General features: G+C 46.1%; 27 protein-coding genes. 19 read left to right on the forward strand and 8 right to left on the reverse strand.

Annotation, left to right across the window (positions count from 1 at the left end; all coding sequences use genetic code 11):
* Nucleotides 1–3 precede the first annotated feature (3 nt).
* Nucleotides 4–237: a sulfurtransferase TusA family protein gene (locus B2337_RS02500; RefSeq protein WP_292362091.1), complete on the reverse strand. Its 234-nt coding sequence runs from the start codon at nucleotides 235–237 to the stop codon at nucleotides 4–6.
* Nucleotides 238–333: 96 nt separating this feature from the next.
* On the opposite strand from B2337_RS02500, the gene B2337_RS02505 reads away from it, so the two are divergent.
* The 19 genes from B2337_RS02505 to B2337_RS02595 all read left to right on the forward strand — a co-directional run bounded on the left by B2337_RS02505 (nucleotide 334) and on the right by B2337_RS02595 (nucleotide 17,957).
* Nucleotides 334–1,782, forward strand: a complete 1,449-nt coding sequence (locus B2337_RS02505) for a M48 family metalloprotease (protein ID WP_292362092.1) — start codon at nucleotides 334–336, stop codon at nucleotides 1,780–1,782.
* Nucleotides 1,779–2,267: a thiosulfate oxidation carrier protein SoxY gene (locus B2337_RS02510; protein WP_292362093.1), complete on the forward strand. Its 489-nt coding sequence runs from the start codon at nucleotides 1,779–1,781 to the stop codon at nucleotides 2,265–2,267. The genes B2337_RS02505 and B2337_RS02510 overlap by 4 nt, the downstream gene beginning before the upstream one ends.
* Nucleotides 2,267–2,584: a thiosulfate oxidation carrier complex protein SoxZ gene (gene soxZ / locus B2337_RS02515; protein WP_292362094.1), complete on the forward strand. Its 318-nt coding sequence runs from the start codon at nucleotides 2,267–2,269 to the stop codon at nucleotides 2,582–2,584. The genes B2337_RS02510 and soxZ overlap by 1 nt, the downstream gene beginning before the upstream one ends.
* Entirely contained in the window at nucleotides 2,581–4,296 is a 1,716-nt protein-coding gene (locus tag B2337_RS02520) for a histidine kinase (protein ID WP_292414461.1), read from the forward strand. The genes soxZ and B2337_RS02520 overlap by 4 nt, the downstream gene beginning before the upstream one ends.
* A complete protein-coding gene (locus B2337_RS02525) occupies nucleotides 4,286–4,930 on the forward strand; it encodes a response regulator (RefSeq protein WP_292362096.1) in 645 nt (214 codons plus the stop codon). The genes B2337_RS02520 and B2337_RS02525 overlap by 11 nt, the downstream gene beginning before the upstream one ends.
* Before the next feature lie 255 nt (nucleotides 4,931–5,185).
* A complete protein-coding gene (locus B2337_RS02530) occupies nucleotides 5,186–6,541 on the forward strand; it encodes a sensor histidine kinase (RefSeq protein WP_292414459.1) in 1,356 nt (451 codons plus the stop codon).
* Complete coding sequence (locus B2337_RS02535; RefSeq protein ID WP_292362098.1) at nucleotides 6,538–7,182, forward strand: response regulator; 645 nt, start codon at nucleotides 6,538–6,540, stop codon at nucleotides 7,180–7,182. Before B2337_RS02530 ends, B2337_RS02535 begins: the two co-directional genes overlap by 4 nt.
* A 187-nt stretch (nucleotides 7,183–7,369) precedes the next feature.
* A complete protein-coding gene (locus B2337_RS02540; protein ID WP_292742485.1) occupies nucleotides 7,370–9,148 on the forward strand; it encodes a methanol/ethanol family PQQ-dependent dehydrogenase in 1,779 nt (592 codons plus the stop codon).
* A gap of 267 nt (nucleotides 9,149–9,415) precedes the next feature.
* Entirely contained in the window at nucleotides 9,416–9,487 is a 72-nt protein-coding gene (gene pqqA / locus B2337_RS02545; RefSeq protein ID WP_081443609.1) for a pyrroloquinoline quinone precursor peptide PqqA, read from the forward strand.
* Nucleotides 9,488–9,626: 139 nt separating this feature from the next.
* Nucleotides 9,627–10,541: a pyrroloquinoline quinone biosynthesis protein PqqB gene (pqqB, locus tag B2337_RS02550; RefSeq protein ID WP_292362102.1), complete on the forward strand. Its 915-nt coding sequence runs from the start codon at nucleotides 9,627–9,629 to the stop codon at nucleotides 10,539–10,541.
* 20 nt (nucleotides 10,542–10,561) lie between these two features.
* Nucleotides 10,562–11,290, forward strand: coding sequence for a pyrroloquinoline-quinone synthase PqqC (gene pqqC, locus B2337_RS02555; RefSeq protein ID WP_292362103.1), 729 nt, complete (start codon nucleotides 10,562–10,564; stop codon nucleotides 11,288–11,290).
* The gene (gene pqqD, locus B2337_RS02560) at nucleotides 11,287–11,571 is read left to right on the forward strand and encodes a pyrroloquinoline quinone biosynthesis peptide chaperone PqqD (protein WP_292362104.1); all 285 of its coding nucleotides are present in this window, start codon (nucleotides 11,287–11,289) and stop codon (nucleotides 11,569–11,571) included. Before pqqC ends, pqqD begins: the two co-directional genes overlap by 4 nt.
* Nucleotides 11,543–12,736: a pyrroloquinoline quinone biosynthesis protein PqqE gene (pqqE, locus tag B2337_RS02565; protein WP_292362105.1), complete on the forward strand. Its 1,194-nt coding sequence runs from the start codon at nucleotides 11,543–11,545 to the stop codon at nucleotides 12,734–12,736. The genes pqqD and pqqE overlap by 29 nt, the downstream gene beginning before the upstream one ends.
* A gap of 411 nt (nucleotides 12,737–13,147) precedes the next feature.
* Entirely contained in the window at nucleotides 13,148–14,086 is a 939-nt protein-coding gene (locus B2337_RS02570) for an ABC transporter ATP-binding protein (protein ID WP_292413905.1), read from the forward strand.
* The gene (locus B2337_RS02575) at nucleotides 14,083–14,868 is read left to right on the forward strand and encodes an ABC transporter permease (protein WP_292362107.1); all 786 of its coding nucleotides are present in this window, start codon (nucleotides 14,083–14,085) and stop codon (nucleotides 14,866–14,868) included. Before B2337_RS02570 ends, B2337_RS02575 begins: the two co-directional genes overlap by 4 nt.
* A 188-nt stretch (nucleotides 14,869–15,056) precedes the next feature.
* Entirely contained in the window at nucleotides 15,057–15,716 is a 660-nt protein-coding gene (locus tag B2337_RS02580) for a protein-L-isoaspartate O-methyltransferase family protein (RefSeq protein WP_292413907.1), read from the forward strand.
* A gap of 15 nt (nucleotides 15,717–15,731) precedes the next feature.
* Nucleotides 15,732–16,058: a rhodanese-like domain-containing protein gene (locus tag B2337_RS02585; RefSeq protein ID WP_292362109.1), complete on the forward strand. Its 327-nt coding sequence runs from the start codon at nucleotides 15,732–15,734 to the stop codon at nucleotides 16,056–16,058.
* 9 nt (nucleotides 16,059–16,067) lie between these two features.
* Nucleotides 16,068–17,390: a TolC family outer membrane protein gene (locus tag B2337_RS02590; RefSeq protein ID WP_292362110.1), complete on the forward strand. Its 1,323-nt coding sequence runs from the start codon at nucleotides 16,068–16,070 to the stop codon at nucleotides 17,388–17,390.
* Nucleotides 17,391–17,405: 15 nt separating this feature from the next.
* A complete protein-coding gene (locus B2337_RS02595; RefSeq protein WP_292362111.1) occupies nucleotides 17,406–17,957 on the forward strand; it encodes a hydrolase in 552 nt (183 codons plus the stop codon).
* On the opposite strand, the gene B2337_RS02600 is transcribed toward B2337_RS02595, so the two are convergent.
* From B2337_RS02600 to hemL, 7 genes are all read right to left on the reverse strand, one after another.
* Entirely contained in the window at nucleotides 17,954–18,154 is a 201-nt protein-coding gene (locus tag B2337_RS02600; protein ID WP_292362112.1) for a DUF1289 domain-containing protein, read from the reverse strand. The two genes, B2337_RS02595 and B2337_RS02600, sit on opposite strands and share 4 nt — an antisense overlap.
* Nucleotides 18,155–18,363: 209 nt before the next feature.
* The gene (locus B2337_RS02605; protein ID WP_292413908.1) at nucleotides 18,364–18,597 is read right to left on the reverse strand and encodes a hypothetical protein; all 234 of its coding nucleotides are present in this window, start codon (nucleotides 18,595–18,597) and stop codon (nucleotides 18,364–18,366) included.
* Between the two features lie 54 nt (nucleotides 18,598–18,651).
* Nucleotides 18,652–19,197 (reverse strand): DDE-type integrase/transposase/recombinase, encoded by a 546-nt coding sequence (locus B2337_RS02610; RefSeq protein ID WP_292413909.1) that lies wholly within the window; start codon nucleotides 19,195–19,197, stop codon nucleotides 18,652–18,654.
* 14 nt (nucleotides 19,198–19,211) lie between these two features.
* Nucleotides 19,212–19,541 (reverse strand): helix-turn-helix domain-containing protein, encoded by a 330-nt coding sequence (locus B2337_RS02615; RefSeq protein ID WP_292413910.1) that lies wholly within the window; start codon nucleotides 19,539–19,541, stop codon nucleotides 19,212–19,214.
* Between the two features lie 303 nt (nucleotides 19,542–19,844).
* Entirely contained in the window at nucleotides 19,845–21,356 is a 1,512-nt protein-coding gene (locus B2337_RS02620; protein ID WP_292413911.1) for a B12-binding domain-containing radical SAM protein, read from the reverse strand.
* Between the two features lie 37 nt (nucleotides 21,357–21,393).
* A complete protein-coding gene (sbcB, locus tag B2337_RS02625; RefSeq protein WP_292413912.1) occupies nucleotides 21,394–22,836 on the reverse strand; it encodes an exodeoxyribonuclease I in 1,443 nt (480 codons plus the stop codon).
* The gene (hemL, locus tag B2337_RS02630) at nucleotides 22,837–24,123 is read right to left on the reverse strand and encodes a glutamate-1-semialdehyde 2,1-aminomutase (RefSeq protein ID WP_292413913.1); all 1,287 of its coding nucleotides are present in this window, start codon (nucleotides 24,121–24,123) and stop codon (nucleotides 22,837–22,839) included.
* Between the last annotated feature and the right edge of the window lie 9 nt (nucleotides 24,124–24,132).

Consider the following 24,132-nt stretch of genomic DNA (forward strand, 5'->3'; position numbering starts at 1 on the left):
ATGTCATGCCCCTTTTTCTATAATGAAATACAGTTTTCCGTCGATTTCGTCGCTACTTATCAGCGGATTTCCCGTCATTTTACAAAAGGCAGGAATATCTTTTAGCGCACCACTATCCGTACAGATGAGTCGTAGACGCTGTGCGGAAGTCATTTCATTAAGCATTTTGCGGGCTTTAAGTACTGGCAACGGACAGTTTAAGCCTGAGGTATCAATTTCTGTATCAAAATCTGACATACTGATTTCCTTTAAAAGCTGTGTTTACATAATAGACGCTAGTCGTGTTTTTGTCTTTGCGGAACCGGTCTCAATGAGCCAAGGTCTATAGGCATTATGAAATATCTGATCGCTATATTTGTTTTATTAATGAGTAATCCTGGTATTGCTCAGGCAAATCTGGATATTGCATTGCCAGAAATGGGTGACAGTGCTGGAGCACTGGTTTCGCCAATAGAGGAATATCAGGTTGGTCAGTCATTTTACTGGCGCTTACAACAATCCGTCACGCTGGTAGAAGACCCTGAAGTGAACAGCTATATCCGTTCATTGGGCCATCGACTGGTCGCTAACAGTGATGATCCCGGCCGTTCGTTTACATTTTTTGTGGTTCCTGACACCTCAGTGAACGCGTTTGCTGCGCCGGGGGGATTTATCGGCATCAATACCGGCCTGATGCTGACCAGCGAAGCCGAAAGTGAATTAGCTTCAGTTCTGGCGCATGAGATTGCTCACGTTACCCAGCGGCATATTTTACGTAATTTTGAACGTTCCAAGCGTATGAGTGTGCCAATGACGGCTGCTATGATTGCGGCGGCTTTATTGGGGGTGGCAGATCCGAGTGCCGGTTCTGCAGCCATTATGGCCGTGCAGGCCGGGAATGTGCAGATGCAACTGGATTATAGTCGGGCCCATGAAGCTGAAGCCGATAATCTGGGGATGCAAACATTAGTAAATGCAGGGTTTGACCCCCATGCAATGCCTCGTTTTTTTGAAAGGTTGCAAGTAGCGGGGCGCTTTTATGGTGGAAGCCAGGTGCCTGAATTTCTAAGAACTCACCCCATAACCGGTTCGCGTATTGCCGATGCACGGGGGCGTGCTGCAAATTTGACACCTCGTCCGCAGATAAGGGATCAGGAACAGTTTTATCTGATGCGTGAAAAGTTAAGAGTGATGTCAAACTCTAACATGCGTGAGCTGATTAAAGTTTATGAGGATAAATTAAAGGAAAATACCGATGAAGATATGTCAGCCACACGATATGGTTATGCACTGGCATTATTAAAAAACGGTAACCTGACTCAGGCGCGTGATGAAATTAATGACTTAATTGCTTCTGACGATAACCGATTAAGTTATCATTTAGCATTGGCAGATGTGGAAATAGCCTCGGGAAGAATGGACGCAGCACTGGCAATCTACAGCGACTTTCAACGGGTTTATCCCGATGACTGGGCCTTGTCCATTAAACAGGTTCAGGCTTTGTTAAGGGCCAATCAACCTCGTAGAGCTGTACCCATTCTGCAACGCCAATTGGACGTTGGTGAGTCTTCGGCAACCTTGTATCGTTTACTGGCTCAGGCCTATGGGGATATGGGGCAGAAAAGTCAGTCACATGTCTGGTTAGCGGAGCATTATCATAGCTCGGGACGTTTAATGCAGGCCGCGGATCAACTGCGTATCGCAGCGGATTATGCTCGTGGCGATGAATTTGAATTAGCGAAAATCAGTTCCCGTTTACGGCAGGTTGAAACTGATATTGCGATGATGGAACAAGTCCGATGAACGATAATTTTGACGAACAACGTCGCCAACTGATTAAACGATCTATCTCTGCTTCAACGCTGGCGTTAGTTGCCGCCAGTGGTCTGATGCTGCCACGCGTGTTATTAGCCCATTGGCCACAAGATGCTTTCAATGCCGAAACCCTGGAAGATGCAATTTTAACCTTCCTCGGAGAAGCGGAGGAAGTAAATGAAGAAGCTATTCAGTTTACTATCGGTTCACCACCAACCTACGCTGTGAACGGAGCCACTGTGCCGGTTGAAATCCACACTAGTCTGGAAAATATTCAGCGTGTGGCATTTCTGGTTGAAAAAAATCCTTTTCCCCTGGCGATGGCACTTGAGCCGACTTCTGCCGTGATCTTTCCTTTCAAAACGATGCTTAAAGTTGCCGAAGATTCGGAAATCATTGCCATGATTAGGGCCGATGATAAACTTTATCGGACCAGTCGTTATGTCGAAATTGATATTGGTGGGTGTGCTTAATGACGACAAAAAGCAGAGACCGGATTCGGGCTAAACTTCAGGATGGGAATACTGTGGTGAGAATTTTACTGGCTCACCCCATGCATACCGGGCGAGGCAAAAATGCAGAAGATGAGTTGATACCCGCTGAATTTATTCAGGATATTCGCTGCTGGCGTAACGACGAAGAAGTATTAACGGTCAAATGTGGTACAGCCACCTCGCGAAATCCGTATTTTGCATTTCAACTTGAGGCCGGTGAAGTCGGCGACATTATCCGCTTACGTTGGGTGGATAATATTGGATCCAAAGGCACAGCGGAAACCACCGTCGTATGAGTCTGAAGCTTCGTGCTAATGTTTTTTTTGCCATATTGCTGCTGCTGTCGATGTTAGGCAGTGCAGCTATTCTCATGACGAATGCCAAACGATCTGTTGAAGCAGAAGTTATGTCAACGATGGATGCGACGGCGCACATTATTACGGTGACGCTGGCGGGCGGTCCGTTGACTCGTGATACCGGCGTCAGTGAGCATATGCATGAGTTGGTCAGAGCCTTAAGCGAAATTCGCAGTCTGCATATTTTATTGTTTGACAGGCAGGGCTTGATGTTTGAAGGCACACCCGAAAAAGAATTAACGGTCCAACCTCCCGCCTGGTTTGTTAAGTTATTGTTCCCCGATGTTTCTCCACTTTCGAAGCGCTTTGGTACAGGTCATATGGTGATTTATCCAGCGCCGATGCAGGAAATAAGTGAACGTTGGCAGGATATCCGCGCCATTATGGCTCTGGGAATGATCATTTTTGTCGTCGTGGCTTTCATGATCTATTGGGGTGTGGGTTGGGTCATCAGACCATTGCAACGTTTACTGGATGCCCTGGCGGGCTTTGAGCGGGGCGATTTGCATATGCGTTTGCCGCGTTTTTCGCTGAAAGAAATGGACCAGATCAGTCAAAGTTTTAACCGGGTGGGGGATGCTCTGGAACAAAGTACGACCGAAAACCGGCGTTTGGCGATGTTAGTCAGACAATCTGGTGATGCGATACTTTCATTAGATCATGCGGGCTACATTACTTTCTGTAATGCAGCAGCCGAACGATTATTTTCAGATATACCCAATTTACTCGGCGAATCTCTGGCCTCCATGCCATTCCAGCATGATCGAAATGGCATTGTTTCAGTATTAAATGGTTTTGAGTCAGTGGAAAACCTGGAAACCACGCTCAAGCGTAATGATGACGAGTTACTGTCTTTATTAATCTCTACCGTGCCGCTGACCGAAAATGACGGCTGCGTTGCCGGTATGATTTGTACCCTGCGTGATATCACCGAACATAAACAGGCTGAAAAAGCCCGTGCCCAACTCTATGAAACACGTTTATTAACCAATCATATGAATCAGGTTCAGGAGGCTGAACGGCGCCATCTGGCTCGCGAGTTACATGATGAGTTAGGTCAATGCCTGACGGCCATCAAGACCGATGCGGTATTAATTCGTAATCGATCAGAAGAGACAGACAAAAAGATTTATCAAAGTGCACAGGCAATCATTGATACTGCCAGTCATATCTATGATGTAGTGCACAACATGATTACCCGCCTGCGGCCAAGTCCACTGGATGACCTGGGGTTAATGGCAACTCTGCAGGAAAGCATCAGCAAGTGGCAACAACGGCAGCCTGATATCCAGTTTAATCTGATTACCGAAGGCCAGTTAAACGGCTTGGACGAAGACACCAATATGACTGTTTTCAGAGTCGTACAGGAAGCGTTGACCAATGCCGTCCGTCATGCAGATGCTGAAAATATTCTGGTAAAAGTGATTCGTGATAAAAACGAAACAACAGATCAGTTAACAATTAATATCCGTGATGACGGCAAAGGCATGGTCGTCAACGATTTTCACTCTGATGTGGATTTTGGCTTGCTAGGCATGCGTGAAAGAGCGCAAAGTCTTGGGGGAAGCTTTGATCTGCAAAGTCAGTTAGGCTCAGGTGTCAATCTGACCATCACCATACCATTGGGGGTAAATGTACACCATGAATCTTAATAAAATAACGGTCTTATTGGTTGATGATCATGAATTGGTTCGCGCTGGTTTTCGTCGCTTATTGGAAGATGGCGACAAGTTTGAAGTGGTTGCTGAAGCAGGATCAGGGGAACAGGCAGTTCAGGATTTCGCAAAATACCATCCCAATGTTGTCGTGATGGATATTTCTATGCCGGGTATTGGTGGCGTAGGGGCAATTGAACGCATTATTGCCCGTGAACCGTCGGCTAAAATCCTGGTGCTAAGCGTGCATGAAGACAGCGTTTTTACCACTCGTGCAATGCAGGCCGGAGCTTTGGGATTTATCCCGAAACGCAGCGCCCCGGAAGCTATGTTAAAAGCTGTTGAAATGGTGTCACAGGGCAGAACGTGTATCGCCCCGGAAATTGCTCAGCAACTTGCGATGCAAAAACTAACCGGTTCGGAGAATCCGCTGGATGTGCTGAGCCAGCGTGAGTTTGAAGTATTTCGATTATTGGCGGAAGGGAAAACCGTTAATGAAATTGCCGATATTTTGAATTTAAGCCCCAAAACAGTGGGAACCCACCATACCAACATCAAACAAAAGCTCAATGTTTCAAACTCTGCAGAATTAGCCAGACTGGCTATTCGTAGTGGATTGCTGGAAGCCTGATTCAATTTAAGCTTCGCAGGGAAACGGACAAAAATAACGGTCACTGAACGAAAATATTTTTAGCCTATAACATCCCGGAGCGACCTGGCTTTTATCACGACATTGCTGGTGGCTATGAACGATAAGCAGCGCGTATGGTGCTATTTTTATGCGTGAATGATCACATCTGTGAATTGTTTAAAGCTGCATTGCATCCTTCCATTATTATAATTGTGCTATTTTTGACAATGCGGTTTTGTAAGGATCTTTAAGTTTGTGAATTTAATTCTTCAAGTGAATCTCATCATTTTGGTGGTATTCATCGTCATGTGTGGTTTGGGTGTGAACAGTACGCTAGATGACATTCGTCTGCGAGTTGATCATGAGCTTGATGTATCCACTGAAGTCGCAAATTATGCCATTGAAGCGCAGGTTGCACGACTCGAATTAGAGCTGTCGCAACATAATCTCCCGTTATCTCAATGGCACACTTTATTTCACTTGAAAGATCTTCGTGAATTACTTCATGTAGACATTGAATTAATAGCCAATGATGGCGAGTTACTTGATTCAAACCATCCTGACAGCCGTGATGAACCCACCGGTTTGCCAAGTTGGTTTGAAAACAGTTTAAAAGCCTATTTGGGTCATACAGAAATTATTACCACCCCGATTATTTTCGCCGAGCAGCATTTAGGCGATATTGTGATTAGCCCAAGTTTTAGTGCCGAGTGGAATGATATTCGGACATATATCCAGAAGTCACTGATGCCGCTGATTCTTATCTTTTTTATTGGCAGCTTGCTGATTGCGGTATTTGCGTCGTTGATTTTGTGGCCTATATCAGAAATGCTGGCCAAGACTAACAAAAAATCAATGCAGACAAGATCGCCCTTTGCCTTGTTAAGATTGAATCAATTATTAGCAGTGAATAAGCAACTCAAATTGTTAGAGCAACGTTATGTCGACACAGGACAGAAAGTTGACGTGCTTAACCAGCAGTTGATTACCATTCAGGAGTCGGAACGAAAGCGCTTATCGGCCGAATTACATGATGAGATTGGTCAACATTTGACAGCAATACAGTTTGATTTAAATGCAATAAAATATTCAGCATCGCTGGATGAAGCCAAAACCAGTGCGGCAGCAATTGATTCTGTGCATAGCCGCATGACCACCATTGTCCGCTCCATGTTACAGCGGTTGCGTCCTCCAGAGTTAACTGATTTAGGCTTGCAAGGTGCTGTTAGGGAGTTGTTTAATGACTGGGTCATCCGTCATCCTCATCATCAAGCTAAACTCTCGTTAGAGGGCAACTTTAGTCAGCTTGATGAAACCAGGCAATTGACGATATACCGAATTATTCAGGAATGTATGACCAATGTCAGTCGTCATGCGGGAGCAGAAAATGTTCACCTGGGCGTGCATTTGCGTTGTAATAACGACTTTATAGATATAAGTGTAAGTGATAACGGAAACGGTTATCATCCCAGCTGTTCTAATAAAGGTTATGGTTTAACTGGAATGCGAGAGAGGGTAGAAGCGTTGTCAGGTAGTTTTAATATTTCTACTGCACCCGGTAAAGGATTTACTGTTTCTGCGAGCTTTCCAACCCAAGGTGTTGCTGAATGAAAAATGAAATACGAATTTTACTGGCGGATGATCATGAAGTAGTCAGATCCGGCTTAGCCAGAATGCTCGAACGAAATGATGATATGCATATCGTCGGTGAAGCAACCAGTGGCGAGCAGGCCTATCAGATGTATACAGAACTGGATCCCGATATTCTGGTTATGGATATGAGCATGCCTGGCATAGGGGGCCTTGAAGCCCTTAGACGTATTCTTGTCCGTTATAACAAGGCAAAGGTAATAATGTTTTCCATGCATGAAAACGTTACCCTGGCAGTTCAATCAATGAGTGCCGGTGCCGCTGCCTATTTAGCTAAATCGGGCGATTCTGAAGACATCGTCAAGGCAATTCATCAGGTGATGGATGGCAAAAGTTATCTGAGCTCTGAAATGGCACAACGAATTGCCTTGCAAAGTGTTTCCGGATCGGAAGATCCAATCCAGCGGTTGACGGTAAGAGAGTTTGAAGTTTTCCGGTTGCTGGCAGAAGGCCATGCTCTGGAATATATTGCAGAAACGCTGAATTTAGGTCAGAAAACGGTCGCGAACTATCAAACGATGCTTAAACAAAAGCTCGGCTTTCACTCATCTGTAGAGTTAGTGCGGCTTGCAATCAAATATAACGTGATAAAAAGTCATTAATTTTTCAGTCCTCTATAGGCATGAAACTGAGGAATAATGGGAATAACTTCCCTGCTCGGGAAAAAATCCCGATATCAGAGTGATTGGTTCCTAATGATTCTCAGGCAAAATCGGAATAAAGTCACAACCTCATGAAAGAACAGCAACGCTGGCGTCATGAACGATAAAAACTATAGAGGACAACTTTATGAAGCTGAAAACATTATCAATCGCAATGATGGGTTTAGCAGCACCAGGTCTGGTCGCTGCCGATGAACTCATCGAAATGCAAAAAAATGCAAACAATTGGGTTATGCCAGCTGGTAACTACGCTAATACGCGTTACAGCGAACTGACTCAAATCACGAAAGACAACGTTAAAGATCTGAAAATGGCGTGGTCTTTCTCAACAGGTGTTTTACGTGGCCATGAAGGTAATGCTTTGGTCATGGACGGCACCATGTACGTTCATACAGCGTTCCCAAACATCGTTTTCGCACTGGATTTGAACAACGATGGCGCCATCAAATGGAAATATGAGCCAAAACAAAACTACGATGAAACTGTACCAGTCATGTGCTGTGATACCGTTAACCGTGGTCTGTCTTATGGCGATGGCAAAATCTTCCTGAACCAGGCTGATACCACTCTGGTGGCATTAGATATGGAAACAGGCGAAGTTATCTGGTCTGACAAACGTGATGATCCAAAAGTTGGTGCAACTAGCACCGCGGCGGCTCACGTATTCAAAGACAAAGTCATCGTCGGTATTTCAGGTGGTGAATTTGGTGTCCGTGGTTATGTACAAGCTTATGATTTAGACGGTAACGTTAAATATAAAGCATACAGCACTGGTCCTGACGCAGAAATGTTAGTTGACCCGGAAAAAACCATGTCTATGCTGAAACCGGTTGGCAAGGATTCTTCATTGAAATCCTGGCAGGGTGACCAGTGGAAAATCGGTGGTGGTACCACTTGGGGTTGGTATTCTTATGACCCTGACCTGAACCAGTTCTACTATGGTAACGGTAACCCTTCTACCTGGAACCCGGTACAACGTCCAGGCGACAACAAATGGACAATGTCTTTGTGGGGTCGTGATTTAGACACTGGTATGGCGAAATGGGTTTACCAAATGACGCCTTACGATGAGTGGGATTATGACGGTGTAAACGAAAACATCCTGGTAGACCAAAAAATCAAAGGCCAAATGCGTAAAATGTTAGTGCATTTTGACCGTAACGGTTTTGGTTACACCATGGATCGTGAAACAGGTGAATTGCTGGTTGCTGAAAAATTTGATCCAGTTGTTAACTGGTCAAATGGCGTAAACCTGAAAACCGGTCTGCATGATCGTGTAGCGAAATACTCTACTGCACGTAACGGTGAAGACGTGAACACTACTGGCGTTTGTCCTGCAGCATTGGGTACAAAAGATCAACAGCCAGCAGCGTTCTCACCACGTACCGGTCTGTTCTATGTACCAACCAACCATGTTTGCATGGACTACGAACCATTCGAAGTTGAATACGTAGCGGGTCAACCATACGTTGGTGCTACTCTGAGCATGTACCCACCAGAAGGTGATACACACTTGGGTAACTTCATTGCCTGGGATGCGCGTGAAGGTAAAATCGTCTGGTCAAACCCAGAGCGCTTCTCAGTCTGGTCAGGTGCTTTGGCAACTGCCTCTGATGTTGTGTTCTACGGCACACTGGAAGGTTACCTGAAAGCAGTTGATGCGCAATCTGGCCGTGAACTGTGGAGATTCAAAACTCCATCAGGCATCATCGGTAACGTCAACACCTACAAACACAACAACAAACAGTATATTTCTATCCTGTCTGGTGTAGGTGGTTGGGCTGGTATCGGTATGGCTATCCCAAGTTTGGAAAATGACTCAGACGGTCTTGGTGCAGTTGGTGCTTACAAAGCACTGTCTAGCTGGACTAACCTGGGTGGTGTTCTGAGCGTATTTAGCCTGTAATACAGCTAAAGATAAAGTCTATAGTTAATAAATAGACAGTTAAGTAAAATTAAGAACCCGGCATCATTGATGTCGGGTTTTTTTTTTGCTTAATTTAAATAATTTCATAACAGTAAATCAGGCTATTTTTCCTGATACCCATTCAGGAAAATCCTGAACACCAAGGCGTTAATTGCTGACGCTACTTATCTTACTTCGCCGTAATATTCACATACCGTCTGAATAGTTCAGACGGCGTTATAAATAACCTATAGAGAGGAAATTATTATGTGGACTAAACCAGAATATTCAGACATGCGTTTCGGTTTTGAAGTCACCATGTATATCTGCAACCGTTAATTTTAACGTTCGGATATGTGTCCGGAGCAAATGCTCCGGGCATCTTCAACCGGCCAGCAAATCAGACTGCTTTACGTTACTATGATTAATTCATAATAAATCAGTGTGATTTGCTAAAGAGTCGACAGGAAAGAGAAATATGCACATACATGTCATGGGTTCAGGCGCCGGCGGAGGCTTTCCACAATGGAATTGCAACTGCAATAACTGTAAGGGCGTGCGAGAAGGAACAGTAAAAGCGAGCCCACGTACACAGTCCTCGATTGCGATAAGTTCCGATGGTATTGATTGGATTCTGTTTAATGCATCACCGGATATCAAGAAACAAATGGATGATTTCCCGGCGTTACAACCAGCCAGAGAAGTTCGTGACACCGCTATCAAAGCCATTCTGATCACCGATGCACAAATTGATCATGTTACGGGATTGCTGACTCTGCGCGAACATAATAAACCATGGGATATCTACTGTACTGAAGCCGTACACAGCGACCTGACTACGGGCTTTCCGGTATTTAATATTCTCGGCCATTTCCGTGGCATCAACTGGCATGAAATCAAAACTGATTTACAGTCATTTACCATCCCGGCAGCACCGGGCCTTATATTTACCGCAGTGCCATTAAAAAGCGAAGCACCACCGTATTCACCTCATCGCCACAATACGGTGCCAGGTGACAATGTCGGTATTCGTGTTGAAGATAGCCGTACGGGTAAGAATGTGTTTTATGCGCCGGGTTTGGGCGTGGTCGAAGATCATGTACTCGAATTTATGCGTAATGCCGATGTAGTTCTGGTGGATGGCACGGTATGGACTGATGATGAAATGTCCAAAGAGGGCATCAGTGATAAACGTGCTCAGGAAATGGGCCATATTAATCAGTCGGAAGAGGGCGGCACCATCAGTTTTTTAAATTCGATGGAACGTCCGCGCAAGATTTTGATTCATATTAATAATACCAACCCGATCCTTAATGAAGAATCGGCAGAACGTCAGGTGCTCAACAACGCAGGAATCGAGTTGGCATACGACGGTATGGATATTGAGCTATAACAATCGGGAAAGGGCAAACGATGGCTGACAACACACCTTGGTCAAAAGAAGAATTCGAACAAAAGCTGCGTGATAAAGAGCAGTTTTATCACATCAATCATCCGTTTCATAAATTGATGCATACGGGAAAACTGAATCAGAAACAGGTGCAGGGCTGGGTGGCGAACCGCTTTTATTACCAGACCGCAATCCCTATCAAGGATGCGGCGATTATGGCCAACTGTGAAGATGCCGAAGTACGTAAACACTGGGTGCAACGGATTCTGGATCACGATGGTTTTGAAGGTCAGGAAGGTGGTATCGAAGCCTGGTTACAACTGGGTGAAGCGGTAGGTCTGACACGTCAGGAACTGACATCGTATGAACATGTATTACCCGGTGTGCGCTTTGCGATTGATGCCTATGTCAATTTTGCCCGTCGGGCACCATGGCAGGAAGCCGCAGGCTCTTCATTAACCGAGTTGTTTGCCCCGAAAATTCATCAGGCGCGTCTGGATAACTGGCCTGAACTATATCCATGGATTGATGAGCGTGGCTATCGTTATTTCCGCAAACGCTTAAGCGAAGCGCGGCGTGACGTAGAACATGGACTGCAGATCACACTGGATTATTGTGATACACGCGAGAAACAACAGCGTGCACTGGATCTGTTGCAGTTCAAGCTGGATATCTTGTGGACCATGTTGGATGCAATGTGGATGGCGTATATTGAAGATCGCCCACCTTATTGTATGGATGTTGAAAAATGACAGAGCGCGTATTTAACGCAGACAGTGTGCCGGTACTGGCATTAGGTTACCGCTTTCAATGGGAGCCCATGCAGGATTGTTATGTTTTGTTGTATCCCGAAGGCATGGTCAAACTAAATCCTGCTGCTGGCGAAATTTTGAAGCGTATAAGTGAAAAGAAACAAACCGTTAGCGAATTGATTGCAGAACTAAAAGTCGCATTCGATGGCGCAGATTTAGACGATGACGTCTATCAGTTTTTGGAGGAAGCACATGGCAACGACTGGATCAGAGCAGAATAAAGCGCCCGGCAGCACCGGTGGTGCTCTGGGGATGAATGTACGTGATGCTATCCGGCAGCCTTTATGGCTATTGGCAGAGCTGACCTATGCTTGTCCATTGCAATGTCCGTATTGTTCCAACCCGATGGATTTCGCCAAAATCAAAAGCGAATTGACCACCGAGGAATGGATTGATGTATTTAAACAAGCCCGGGCAATGGGCGCAACACAGCTGGGATTGTCGGGTGGCGAGCCTTTGGTTCGTCCAGATATTATCGAGCTAATCCGAGCTGCACGTGATTTAGGTTTCTATACCAACCTGATTACTTCAGGTATCGGTTTGGATGCCAGTAAGGCAAAAGCCTTTAAAGAAGCCGGTCTGGATCATATTCAAGTCAGTTTCCAAGCGAGCTCAGAGGATCTCAATAACCTGATTGCAGGGACAGATGCCTTTCAACACAAAATTGAAATGGCCAAAGCGGTTAAAGCCGCTGGTTATCCGATGGTGCTGTGTTTTGTGACGCATCGGCAGAATATCGACAAAATCGACGAAATCCTCGATCTGGCGATTAATCTGGATGCCGATTATGTCGAGCTGGCCACGACGCAATATTATGGTTGGGCGATGCATAATCGCGATCAGCTATTGCCGTTGAAAGAGCAGCTGGTCAGAGCTGAACGTATTGCCCATGAGTACCAGGAACAGCAAAAAGGCAATATGAAGATCTACTATGTCGTTCCTGACTATTATGAAGATCGTCCAAAAGCCTGCATGAATGGCTGGGGCAATGTGTTCCTGACCGTTACCCCGGATGGCACGGCCTTACCATGTCATGCTGCCCGCGAATTACCCGGCATGACTTTGCCAAATGTTCGCGATACCAGTGTGAAGGAAATTTGGGAAGATTCAAACGACTTTAATCGCTTCCGTGGTTTTGACTGGATGAAAGAGCCATGCCGCAGCTGCGATGAAAAAGTAAAAGACTTTGGTGGCTGTCGTTGTCAGGCGTATATGCTGACCGGCGATCCCGCCATGGCAGATCCGGTTTGCAGCAAATCACCTGATCGTCATGTGGTCGATGAAGCGATTGAACGGGGTCGCAGGGAGTCTGAAAAACCAACAGAAGTTGCCAAACCATTAGTATTCCGTAATCCGAAAAACTCGAAACAAATCAGTGGGTTCTGAGCAAATATCTATTGGTGTTTCATAGCCGCCACTACTGGAAGAGCTTTTCCTCCAACAAGGTGTTGATAATGTGATGTAGTGGTTCTGCATAAATCATTTACAACGCAGGTGGTCGGAATGTGTCCCAGCCTTTGTGGCCTGCATGGATGTTAGGTCAGGGGGCGTGGGGCAGTACGCGGGAGCTTTACTCGTCTTTCATTTAGAATAACTACAAATGCGTCAGAGCAAGCAATGTTCCGGACATTGCTTTTGCATACGATGTGCAAGGATGCACCGGTGCGATCACTCCATTCATGGAGCTAAACGTTTTTTGAGCTTAAGCCCTAAAGGGTAGAGATATATGGATGAAACTCACAAACTACATTGCTCACGCCTTGTGTGGCGTTTTTTTAAATCACAACAGAGGCGGCTATGAAAGATCAACAGACCCTAACAATTAAGACCAGCGGCCTGACCAAGCGATATGGTCAGGCCGTTGTGGTAAATGGACTGGATCTTCATGTTAAAGCGGGCCAATGCTACGGACTGCTAGGCCCCAATGGCGCCGGCAAAAGCACTACTATTCATATGCTCACCACCATGACTTCGCCTACTGCGGGTGAGGCCTGGATTGTTAATCAATCCATATTGGCAGATCCAGTGGGAATACGCCGTTCGGTCGGTCTGGTGTTTCAGGATTCGGCTTTGGATCGCACGATGACAGTCGACGAAAATCTGCAATTTGCTGCCGCACTCTATGGTATGTCCAAAAAACAAGCCAATGAACGTATCGAAGAATTATTAGCCGTATTTAATCTTGGAAGTCGGCGTAATACCAAACTGCTGGCGCTTTCAGGTGGCCAACGCCGGGCAGTGGATATTGCCCGCGGCGTATTGCATCAACCCCAGGTACTATTTCTTGACGAACCGACCATTGGCCTGGATTTACCCAATCGACGATCTATCTGGCGTTTTGTCGAGCAGTTGCGTCGTGATCATGGTATGACAGTCTTCCTCACAACGCATTATCTTGAAGAAGCTGTGGCCTGTGATCACGTGGATTTTATCCAGCGCGGTGTGTTGCAAAAAGGGGGAAAACCGACAGATTTGATGCGACAACTGGCAGAGTATGTGTTGGAAATTGAATGTGCTGATATTGAGCATGTCGTCTCAGAGCTTACGCCTAAGTTTGGGCAACCGATTATAGAAGATGAACAATTGAGCTTTTTGATTAAAAATGCCGATACTGATCTGCATTCTCTGCAACAGGCATTGGGCAACAGTATTAACGCCATGCGCTGGCGTAAGCCGAATCTCAATGATGTGTATCTTTGGAAAGTCTGTCCACCGGAACAGGAGCAGGCAGCATGAGTTGGTTACCGGTTAAAGCCGTTGTTGGGCGTGAGCTGACAAAGTTATTCCGTCAAAAAGCCCGTTTATTCAGTTCAATGGTGCGCCCGATGATCTGGTTACTGGTCATTGGGTCGGGTGTTGGCAGTATGTTAAGCGGGGCACAGCAGGAAGGCTATCTGCAGTTTTTGGTGCCAGGTGTGTTAGCGATGACCTTGTTATTTGCAGCTTTATTGTCCGCATTAACACTGGTCTATGACAAAGAATTCGGTGTGATGCGCATGATGATGATTGCACCAGTGGCGCATTACTGGATTGTGTTATCCAAACTGATTGCTGCGACCATAACTGCTATGGTGCAGGCTTTATTATTGTTAGTTATTCTATTGCTGATTGGTTTGATTGATATACAGATTGCCTTGCTATTAATTCCACCCGCATTATTAACCGCTGTAGCCTGTGCGTCGATGGGTGGTTTGATTGCAGTATTTTCCAAAACACTGGATAACTTTGCGGTCATTATGAATTTCTTTATTTTCCCGGTATTTTTCTTAAGTGGTGCGCTTTATCCGGTCAGCCAGTTACCTGATATTCTGCGCTATGTGGTGCTGTTTAATCCGTTCAGTTATGGTGTGGATTTATTAAAACATGCTGTTCCCGGTGCCCAGTCAGATTTTTCAATCTGGATGGATATTGGGGTACTTCTGGTATTTTCTTCCCTGGCGGTTGTCATTGCCTGCTGGCGCTTTTCTCGTGAATCGGTACATGAGCCATTGTTTCACAGAGCAACCAAGCGCGGTTGAAGCAAAAATTAAACGGTTTACCAGCTCAAATTCGCAGCCACCTGTTTGTATTGGTAATCTGTTTTAAACATTCCTGAAAACTAGCGCCTGTTCGACCGATATCAGCATTATGGATGCGGTTGCACCACTTCTGGAAAGGTCATATCCTAGCTGATTAAAAAGTAGTATCTGATGTCTAGGAAATCACCATGTCAAATACCATGAGTCCAGCACATTCCAATATGGTCTGGCAGCAGGTTCGGCCCAATGAAGTTTCTAATCCTGATGTTCTGGAAGCATTACAGCAGATTGATCGTGCTCAATTTGTTTCTGATGATTATAAGTCGTTGGCCTATTCAGATACTCGTCTGCCCATCGGCTGTGGTCAGTTTATGTGGACACCTCTGGAAGAGGGAAGGATATTACAGGCCTTGCAATTAAAGCCTGCTAATACAGTTCTGGAGGTTGGCACGGGCAGTGGATTTTTTACTGCATTGATCGCCAAACTGTCATCAAACGTCATTAGTATTGAATATTTTGCCGAACTGTCTGGATTGGCTGGTTCGCGACTGGAAGCCGCTGGTGTGCAAAATGTGGTGTTACATTGCGGTGATGCCAGCCATGGCTGGAAGTTGGCTGATCGAATCGATGTGATCGTGTTGACGGCCAGTTGCCTGGAGGTTCCGGAAGACTACCTTCATGCACTTAATGTCGGTGGCCATTTAGTGGCTATAACAGGCCAGGCTCCTGCTATGCAGGTGCAGCGCATTACCCGTTCAGATGAGTGGCAATGGCAAACCGAAAATTTATTTGAAACAGTGGTGGCGCCGATGGTGCACGCTGAAACAAAACCTGAATTTACCTTTTAATGTAGAGATCTTGTTATGAAACAAATGTCAGCAACACAATTGGATGAATTTCTGCAGAAAAATGCGCAGGAGGCCATTTTGATTGATGTACGCGAAGCGCATGAGCTTGCCAATGGCATGCTGGAAAACGCTCAACATATGCCAATGAACAGCATTCCGGCACATGTGGGTGAACTTGAAATGGCGAAAGAAAGTCCGATAGTGTTGATTTGCCGTTCTGGGCAACGCAGCGCTCAAGTCGGACAATATCTTGAACAGTTAGGTTTTTCTGACGTCATAAATCTGGATGGTGGTATGAATGCCTGGGCGGCGGAGATCGACTCCAGTATGAAGGTTTATTAAGGATTGAGCATGAAAGCGCTGTTTGTAGTTAGTTTGTTTGCGACATTATTTTGTCGACCGGCCCTGGCGGTTCAGGATCTTGTCGATATTTATAATTTGTCGGCACAAAGCGATCCGATATTAATGGCCCAGGCTGCAGCGCAACGTGCCACGGGGGAGTTAGCTGATCAAGCTGATGCAGCCTTTTTACCGCAAGTAGATATGGTGGCGAATAACAGCAAGGTATGGACAGACAGTTCTTCTCAACGGTTTGGTGGTACCAGTGAGTATAACGATCATGGTTATACCTTGAGTCTGGTGCAACCGATTTACCGCCGTAATAATTTTGTACAGTCACGTCAGGCAGATATTGCCATTGAAGGCGCTGCAGCCAATTATCAATTCGCTGAACAGGAACTGATTGTTCGGGTAGCCGAACGTTATTTTGCTGTTTTGGGGGCAGAAGATGATCTGAGTTTTGCTTTGGCAGAACTTGAAGCAATTGAAAAACAACTTGAACAGGCCGATCAACGATTTGAAGTCGGTCTGGCAACCATTACCGATGTCAGTGAGGCAAGAGCTGCTTATGATTTGGCCAATGCGGCTGTCATTGAAGCAGAAAATTTGTTGGCAAACAGCCGTGAAGCATTGCGTGAAACAGCCGGTGAATATCCTGGTGAGTTAGCTGAGCTTAAAGATGACACTCCACTGGTAAAGCCTGAGCCGGAAAGTATTGATGAGTGGAGTGAGCAGGCGATTGTGATGAATCCGGTTTTACTCGCCGCTGGCAGCAATGTCGATCTTGCCCGTGAGAATATTGAGTTTGAACGCAGTGGCCATTATCCGACGCTGGATTTAGTGGCCCAGAAAGGCTATACCTCACAAAGTGACAGTAACCTGAGCGGCAGCAATAAAACCCATCAGAGAATATTAGGTTTACAGGTCAATATCCCGATATATGCCGGTGGCGTAGTGAGTTCCAGAACCCGCGAAGCCAGCTTTCGCCTGGATGAGGCGATGCAAAATGAAGAAGAGCAACGTCGCGCCATTATGCGACAGACACGTGCCGCTTATAACAGTGTGATGTCTGGCATCAGTCGGGTAAATGCCCTGCAACAGGCTGTATATTCAAATCAAAAAGCATTGGAGTCTACTGAAGCCGGATTTCAAGTTGGCACGCGTACTACAGTAGACGTTCTGAATGCCCGTCGTGAGCTATTCAGCGCGTTACGTGATTACTCACGTTCCCGTTATGAATACGTCGTTAATACGTTAAGACTTAAACAAGCCGCCGGGATAGTCAGTTTGAATGATATTGAGCAAATTAATCAGTGGTTGGAACCCAGAGCTTAAGGAGGGGTTATTGCCATGATGGCAAATTCTGAAAACAGTGTTTTAGTGGTAATTGATGTACAACAGAAATTGGCCCAGGCCATGCCCGATGGGGTGCGTGAACGTCTGATCAATCAGATAAAAATCTTACTGACCGCGGCGAAAGTGCTTAATATTCCGGTCATTGCCACAGAGCAGTATCCAAAAGGTCTGGGGCCAACAGAGTCTGCATTACAGGATAATTTGCCGATCGGCACCAACATCATAGAAAAAACCTGTTTTTCCTGCATGCAATCTGAGGATTTCCGCTATCAACTTGCTGCAACACGTCGCAAACAGGTCATCCTGCTGGGAATGGAAACACACATCTGTGTTCTGCAAACCGCTTTAGCCTTAAAATCAGAAAACTATAGTGTGTATGTGGCGGAAGATGGTGTCTGTTCACGCTCAAAAGCCAATCAGTACAATGCAATACAACGGATGCGCCATGCTGGGGTGGTGGTCAGTAACGTGGAGTCAGTATTGTTTGAATGGCTTGGCGATGCCAGCCACGCTGAGTTTAAAACACTGGCGAAGTTAATTCTTTAAGCGCGTCTATGAACATGAGCGCGCATCTGCCGCCTTGTTTTACAGTTCACTACGGTGGACTGTTTATCTGCTTCACTCATATTTTCCCAACGCAGGATTTCATCCATTGTCCGGAAACAGCCACGACAGACATCCTGTGCATCAAGACCGCATTTGCCAATGCAGGGGCTGGGAGTAAATGATTGATCTGAGTTCATAGTGCGGTAGTTTAATTCATTTTATGATGTTTAATGTGAGTTGCGAGGCTTGCTGTATGGCGTTGAGCTTACGAATAAATAACCTAAAGCTGACTTTTTCGACTTAACGTCGAGTTCATTTTCTTTGCATGCCCAAAGAAAACGAACCAAAAGAAAAGGCATGTGTACGATTCACATACATCGGTAACAGTTTAATTCAACTACATGGGTTACACCCGAATAGTCCAATAACTTGTATTTCCACCTCCAACCTTACGTTGGTCAAAACCACCAAGCCTGATGGGGCCGAAGTATAAATCCCATACGCCATCGGCGACTTGCTCCATGCCGATGTATTCGTCGCGTAATAAGTGAGACACATAAACTTGTCCACCGCCCCAATAGACTACACCGGTATGCGTGACTTTCAACACACTATAATAGTCCGGATAGTGCATTTCCATTAACTTCTCAGGATAGGCTCTTCCTGATGCCGAGTAGTGAGAGGCTGGTGTTTGTTATTGCAAAGATTCATGTGGCCGTTGTTGGTTATACAGGTTGCTGAACTCTCTAAATTGGTGCTGCTGTGCGGCCATTGACTCACTGACAGGCTGCATTACCGCCTGTTTTAGCGTTCGATGCATACGCTCATGCTGACCATTTTGTTGCGGCTTGCCAGGTTGGATCCTTTCAGGATGGATCCCAAGCTTTATCCACCAAATACTCAACGCAGACAAACCGCCAGCCGCTTTACTGGCAAATGGCACACCATTATCGCTGCGAATGCGCAGAGGCAGCCCAAACTCTCTGAAGACATTCTCAAAACAGTGCTTTGTCGGCTCAGTAGCCGTCGTTTCCAAACCACAGCAAGCCAGTAAAAAACGACTATGGTGGTCCATAACCGTTAAGGGATAACACCACTGTCCGTTGCCCAGTTTAAACTGACCTTTAAAATCAACACTCCACACTTGATTAGGCGCTGTCACTGATTGAAATGGATCGCGATAAGGGGCTACACGTTGGCGCTTGCGACGTTTATCAATCAGACCTGCTCGGTTGAGCACATTATAAATTGTCGTTAATGACGGAGGCTCCAGCGTGGGGAACCGCAACTTAAGACTCGCCTGTATTTTTTCGGGCCTGGTTTAATTCGTGAAGCTGTACGAATATCAATAATGGCCTGTTTTATCGAAAAAGGTATAGCTTCAGGATGGTGGTGGGGGCGACGTGACAGCTCGGTGACACCATCAAGCCCTTGCTTCTGATAACGTTGTACCCACTTGTAACCGGTCTTTCGACTGATTTGATAGCGTCGGCATAGCTCACTGAAACTACCGCCCGCACCACGTAAATAATCTGCAATAAACAAAATACGTTCTTCCATCGGTTTCTCATCTTGCCAAGGCATGAGCACCTCCATCGTTGATGCTCATGATTAAAACAATGTGTTACCTATGTTCTTAACTCGTACAGCACCCCTTGTGCTGGCCTGCGGCTTCACTGCGTTGCTCGCTTTGTCTGGCGTCCAGCCAAACTCGCTTTGCTCAAACAGTGGCTGTCCGTGATCCAGACAAAACTGTGCTACTCGTCAGCACAACAGGGGGATTAGGAGGATCTTGAAACTGCTTTCATTGTAAAAAGTTTGGTGGTTGGGTTGAGGGTCGAAACCCAATATCTAAATTTGGTTCCCAGCTAGGGCCGATTGTAAAACTCAAGCATGAAACCGCTGGCGTTTATTGGCTGTACCAAGTTTGGCAGGTTTATTTAAGGTAGGCAGCGCTTCATAATCCGGCTGACCTTTGAGTCCAGCACGGGCATAATCCAGTCGCAGATGATCTTTGACCAATTCTGCCGGGTGATGCATATCTTCGGTCAGCACTACATAAATCAGTTCAAACAGACGTTTCAACGCAATTTTAGCGGTTTGACCAGTACGCTGATAAATCTGATCTGACAAGGTCATGAAATGCCAGAACGGTTGCTCATCAAGCAGCAACGGCAAAGTATTGATAAACCGTCCCGAGTTACCGATTAAATCCCAGTAACGGGCAAAGCGATTGACCCGTTGCATGGTGGCAAAGTCGATTTCACGGCTGCTGAGCAGGTTATAGGGTGGCAGTGGATTAAAGCGTAAATCACTGGGTTTATTGTGCCGGTTCAATGGCGCGCCACGCAGACGTTTGAGAATGCCGACCTGAATTTCATGTGGATTAAGGGCGATTAATTGATCAAAGCTGTCTGCAAAATTTTCCAGCGTATCGCCGGGCAAACCGAAAATCAGATCAGTGTGTAAATGCGCGCCGCTATGTTCACGTAGCCAACGAATATTGTCTTTGCTTTTATCGTTGTTTTGCTTACGACTGATACGTTCCTGAATTTCACTGTCAAAGGTCTGAATACCGATTTCAAACTGCAGACTATTAGGTGGAAATTTCTGTAATACCGATTTCAACTTGTCCGGCAGATTATCCGGCACCACTTCAAAATGCAGATATAAATCATCGCTCATGCGTTCCAGGAAAAACTCCAGAATGGCAATGCTGGTGGTGATTTTCAGATTAAAGGTACGGTCGATAAATTTAAAGTTTCGCACTCCGCGCTGCCACAGCTGATCTATTTCAGTGAGAAATGCATCGAGTGGAAATGCCGTCGCGGTTTTATCCAAAGCTGATAAACAAAACTCACATTTAAACGGACAGCCACGGGAAGCTTCAACGTAGATCAACCGGTTACGAATATCTTCATCGTTGTAAAAACGATAAGGCAGAACCAGTTGCTCTAATGGGGTGGCGCGGCCATCAATATATTTGGTCTGTGGGTGCTCACCTTGCAGTAATTTTCCGCACAACTCACGAAAATCCTGTTCCCCGGGACCAGCAATCACATAATCAGCCAGATCACATAGCTTCGGTAAATCAGGTGAATGACTGACTTCCGGGCCACCGAGAATAATACGAATTTCAGGCTTAATCGATTTTAACAGCCCAACTACCGCCTCAATTTCACTAACATTCCAGATATACACACTGAACCCGATAACCTCAGGCTGATAGCTAAGCAATTTTTCAGCAATGCTTAGCGGTTGTTCCTGAATAGTGAATTCGATCAGTTCGGCGGCGGATTGCTGCTCACCGAGATTGGCATATAAATAACGCAAACCAAATGCCGAGTGCATATAGCGGGCATTAAGCGTGGTGAGCAGGATTTTGGCAGTAGTCGACATGCACCCATTGTAAATCAAACGCGGCTGTTCAATCTGTTCAGTTAATTCCTAATGCATTTTGTTGCTCGGTGACATAGCGTTGCAAGTCGTCCAAAGTTTGCTGTTGGGCTTTGGTGAGCGCTTGCTGCCGACACTCCGCTAATGCGGCGTTAAATTTTTCAAAGGTAAGTCCAGGCGATGCCGTTGCGGTTAATTTGGTACGACAAAACTGTTGCCATTGTTCCGCTTCACTTTCATTTAGCGATTCGGGCCAGTTACGCGCCCGGTAACGGAACAGCATTTCCGGTAATCGCGAATCGTTAAAAGGAATCGATAACGTGCCCAGTTGATCTGGGGCTGCTTCGCGAATCAGGGTCATTTTGTTTTTATCGCTGTCATCAAAGAAACCGCCGCCATACAAACTGGCATCAACATCGTCAATCTCATCAAATGATTTCTGACTGAACACGGCCTGCAATTTTTGCTGTAATGATTCACCCGCCTCACGTAATAGTTGCAGATGTTGATGACTTAATTCCCGATCAATCTGCAGCCGCTCGGCAGCCGCATCATCCAGCGTCGCTGCCGGCACAATGACCGGACACTTATTGATATGCACAGTTTTTAATGCCGGACGCGAAACACCCTCAGGTAAATCTTTAGTGGGCGTAAATAACCATTGCCGAATGGTATCGGCATCCTGCTCCAGTAACGCCGAGGGATCATGGCGCAGATCATAAACAATCACCCCATTGTTGTTATTGGGTTCTTTGGCTATTGGCACCACCAATGCCGTATTACAATATTCAGAAGGGTACATGCGTGAGGTATGCAAAACCGGATCCGCCTGATGCAGGTTCAGTAACGGAGCGAGCTGCTGTTTTCGGCGTAACTGATAGATATAGTCATACAGTTTTGGCTGACGATCTTTAATCAGTTTTGCCAACGCGATGGTGGCATAGACATCCACTAACGCATCATGGGCACCCTGATGCTCAATACCGTTTGCTGCAGTAAGTGCTTCGAGTCGAAAACTGGGCTGGCCGTCTTCACGATTGGGCCATTCGATACCTTCAGGCCGCAAAGCACGGGTGAGGCGCACCATATCGATAATGTCCCAGCGCGAATTACCGTTTTGCCATTCACGGGCATAAGCATCGTAAAAATTACGAAACAGGCCAAAGCGGGTAAATTCATCATCAAACCGCAAACTGTTATAGCCCACCCCACAGGTACCCGGCTGAGACAATTCCTGATGAATCGTTTTGATAAATTCGGCCTCAGTCAGACCTTCCTGTTGTGCTTTCTGTGGTGTGATGCCTGTAATAAGACTGGCCATTGGATGCGGTAATACATCGGCTGCCGGTTTGCAGTAAATCATCAACGGATCACCGATGATATTCAAATCTTCATCGGTACGTACCCCGGCGAACTGTAATGGCCGATCAAATCGTGGATCGGTGCCAGTCGTCTCATAATCATGCCAGTACAGCGTATTCATTTATAAGCTCGCCAAAACCAGTTCTGCCGCTGCCAGAGTGGCTTCAATTTCATCATCGCCATGTGCAGCAGAAACAAAGCCTGCCTCAAATGCAGATGGTGCCAGATAAACACCGCGATCCAGCATGCCGTGATAAAACCTTTTAAAACGTTCCTGATCACATTGGGTGACCTGTTCAAAAAACTCAATGTTGTTTTCTTCGGTAAAGAAAAAGCCAAACATGCCACCAACATAATTAATACTCATTGGAATACCGGCTGCATCGGCTTTTTGTTTCAAGCCATTGGCCAGTTTGGCAGTCTGTTGACTGAGGCGATCATGAAAACCGGGTTGTTGTACCAGTTTCAAAGTGGCCAGCCCAGCGGCCATAGCGACCGGGTTACCGGATAAGGTACCTGCCTGATAGACTGGACCCAGAGGCGCAATCGAATGCATCACATCTTTGCGTCCACCAAAAGCCCCTACCGGTAAGCCGCCGCCAACTACTTTACCCAGCGTAGTGAGATCGGGTTTAACTCCATAATGCTGCTGTGCACCGCCCAAAGCGACCCGGAAACCGGTCATTACTTCATCAAAAATTAACAGGCTGCCGTATTGATCACAGACGTCGCGTAAGCCTTCGAGAAACCCCGGAATCGGTGGAATACAGTTCATATTGCCAGCAACCGGTTCGACAATGATGCAGGCGATCTGATCGCCAATTTCCGCAAAACACTGATTGACAGATTCCATATCGTTGTAACGCAGGGTAATGGTGTGTTCTGCAATGGCTTTGGGGACACCAGCGGATGAAGGTTCGCCCAATGTTAATGCCCCACTACCAGCTTTAACTAAAAGGGAGTCAGCATGACCATGGTAACAGCCTTCAAATTTAACGATTTTGTCACGACCTGTATGGCCTCTGGCAAGACGAATCGCACTCATCGTCGCTTCGGTACCTGAGCTGACCATACGGACCATTTCCATAGACGGCACGAGTTCACAGAGTAAGTCGGCCATCTCGGTTTCAATAGCGGTGGGCGCGCCATATCCCAATCCGTTTGCGCACATTTGCTGAACGGCTTCAATGACTTGCGGATGCGCATGACCGGCAATCATCGGACCCCAGGAGCCAATATAATCAATATATTTTTTGCCTTCCACATCGGTGAGCCAGGCACCTTTTGCGCTACTGAAAAATACCGGATCACCGCCGACACCTTTGAATGCACGTACCGGTGAATTCACGCCACCGGGGATATGTTTTTGAGCCTGAAGGAAAAGTTGTTGATTGCTTTGCGCTTGCATTTACAGAGT

This window comes from Methylophaga sp. UBA3192, from assembly GCA_002363955.1.
GTDB lineage: Bacteria > Pseudomonadota > Gammaproteobacteria > Nitrosococcales > Methylophagaceae > Methylophaga.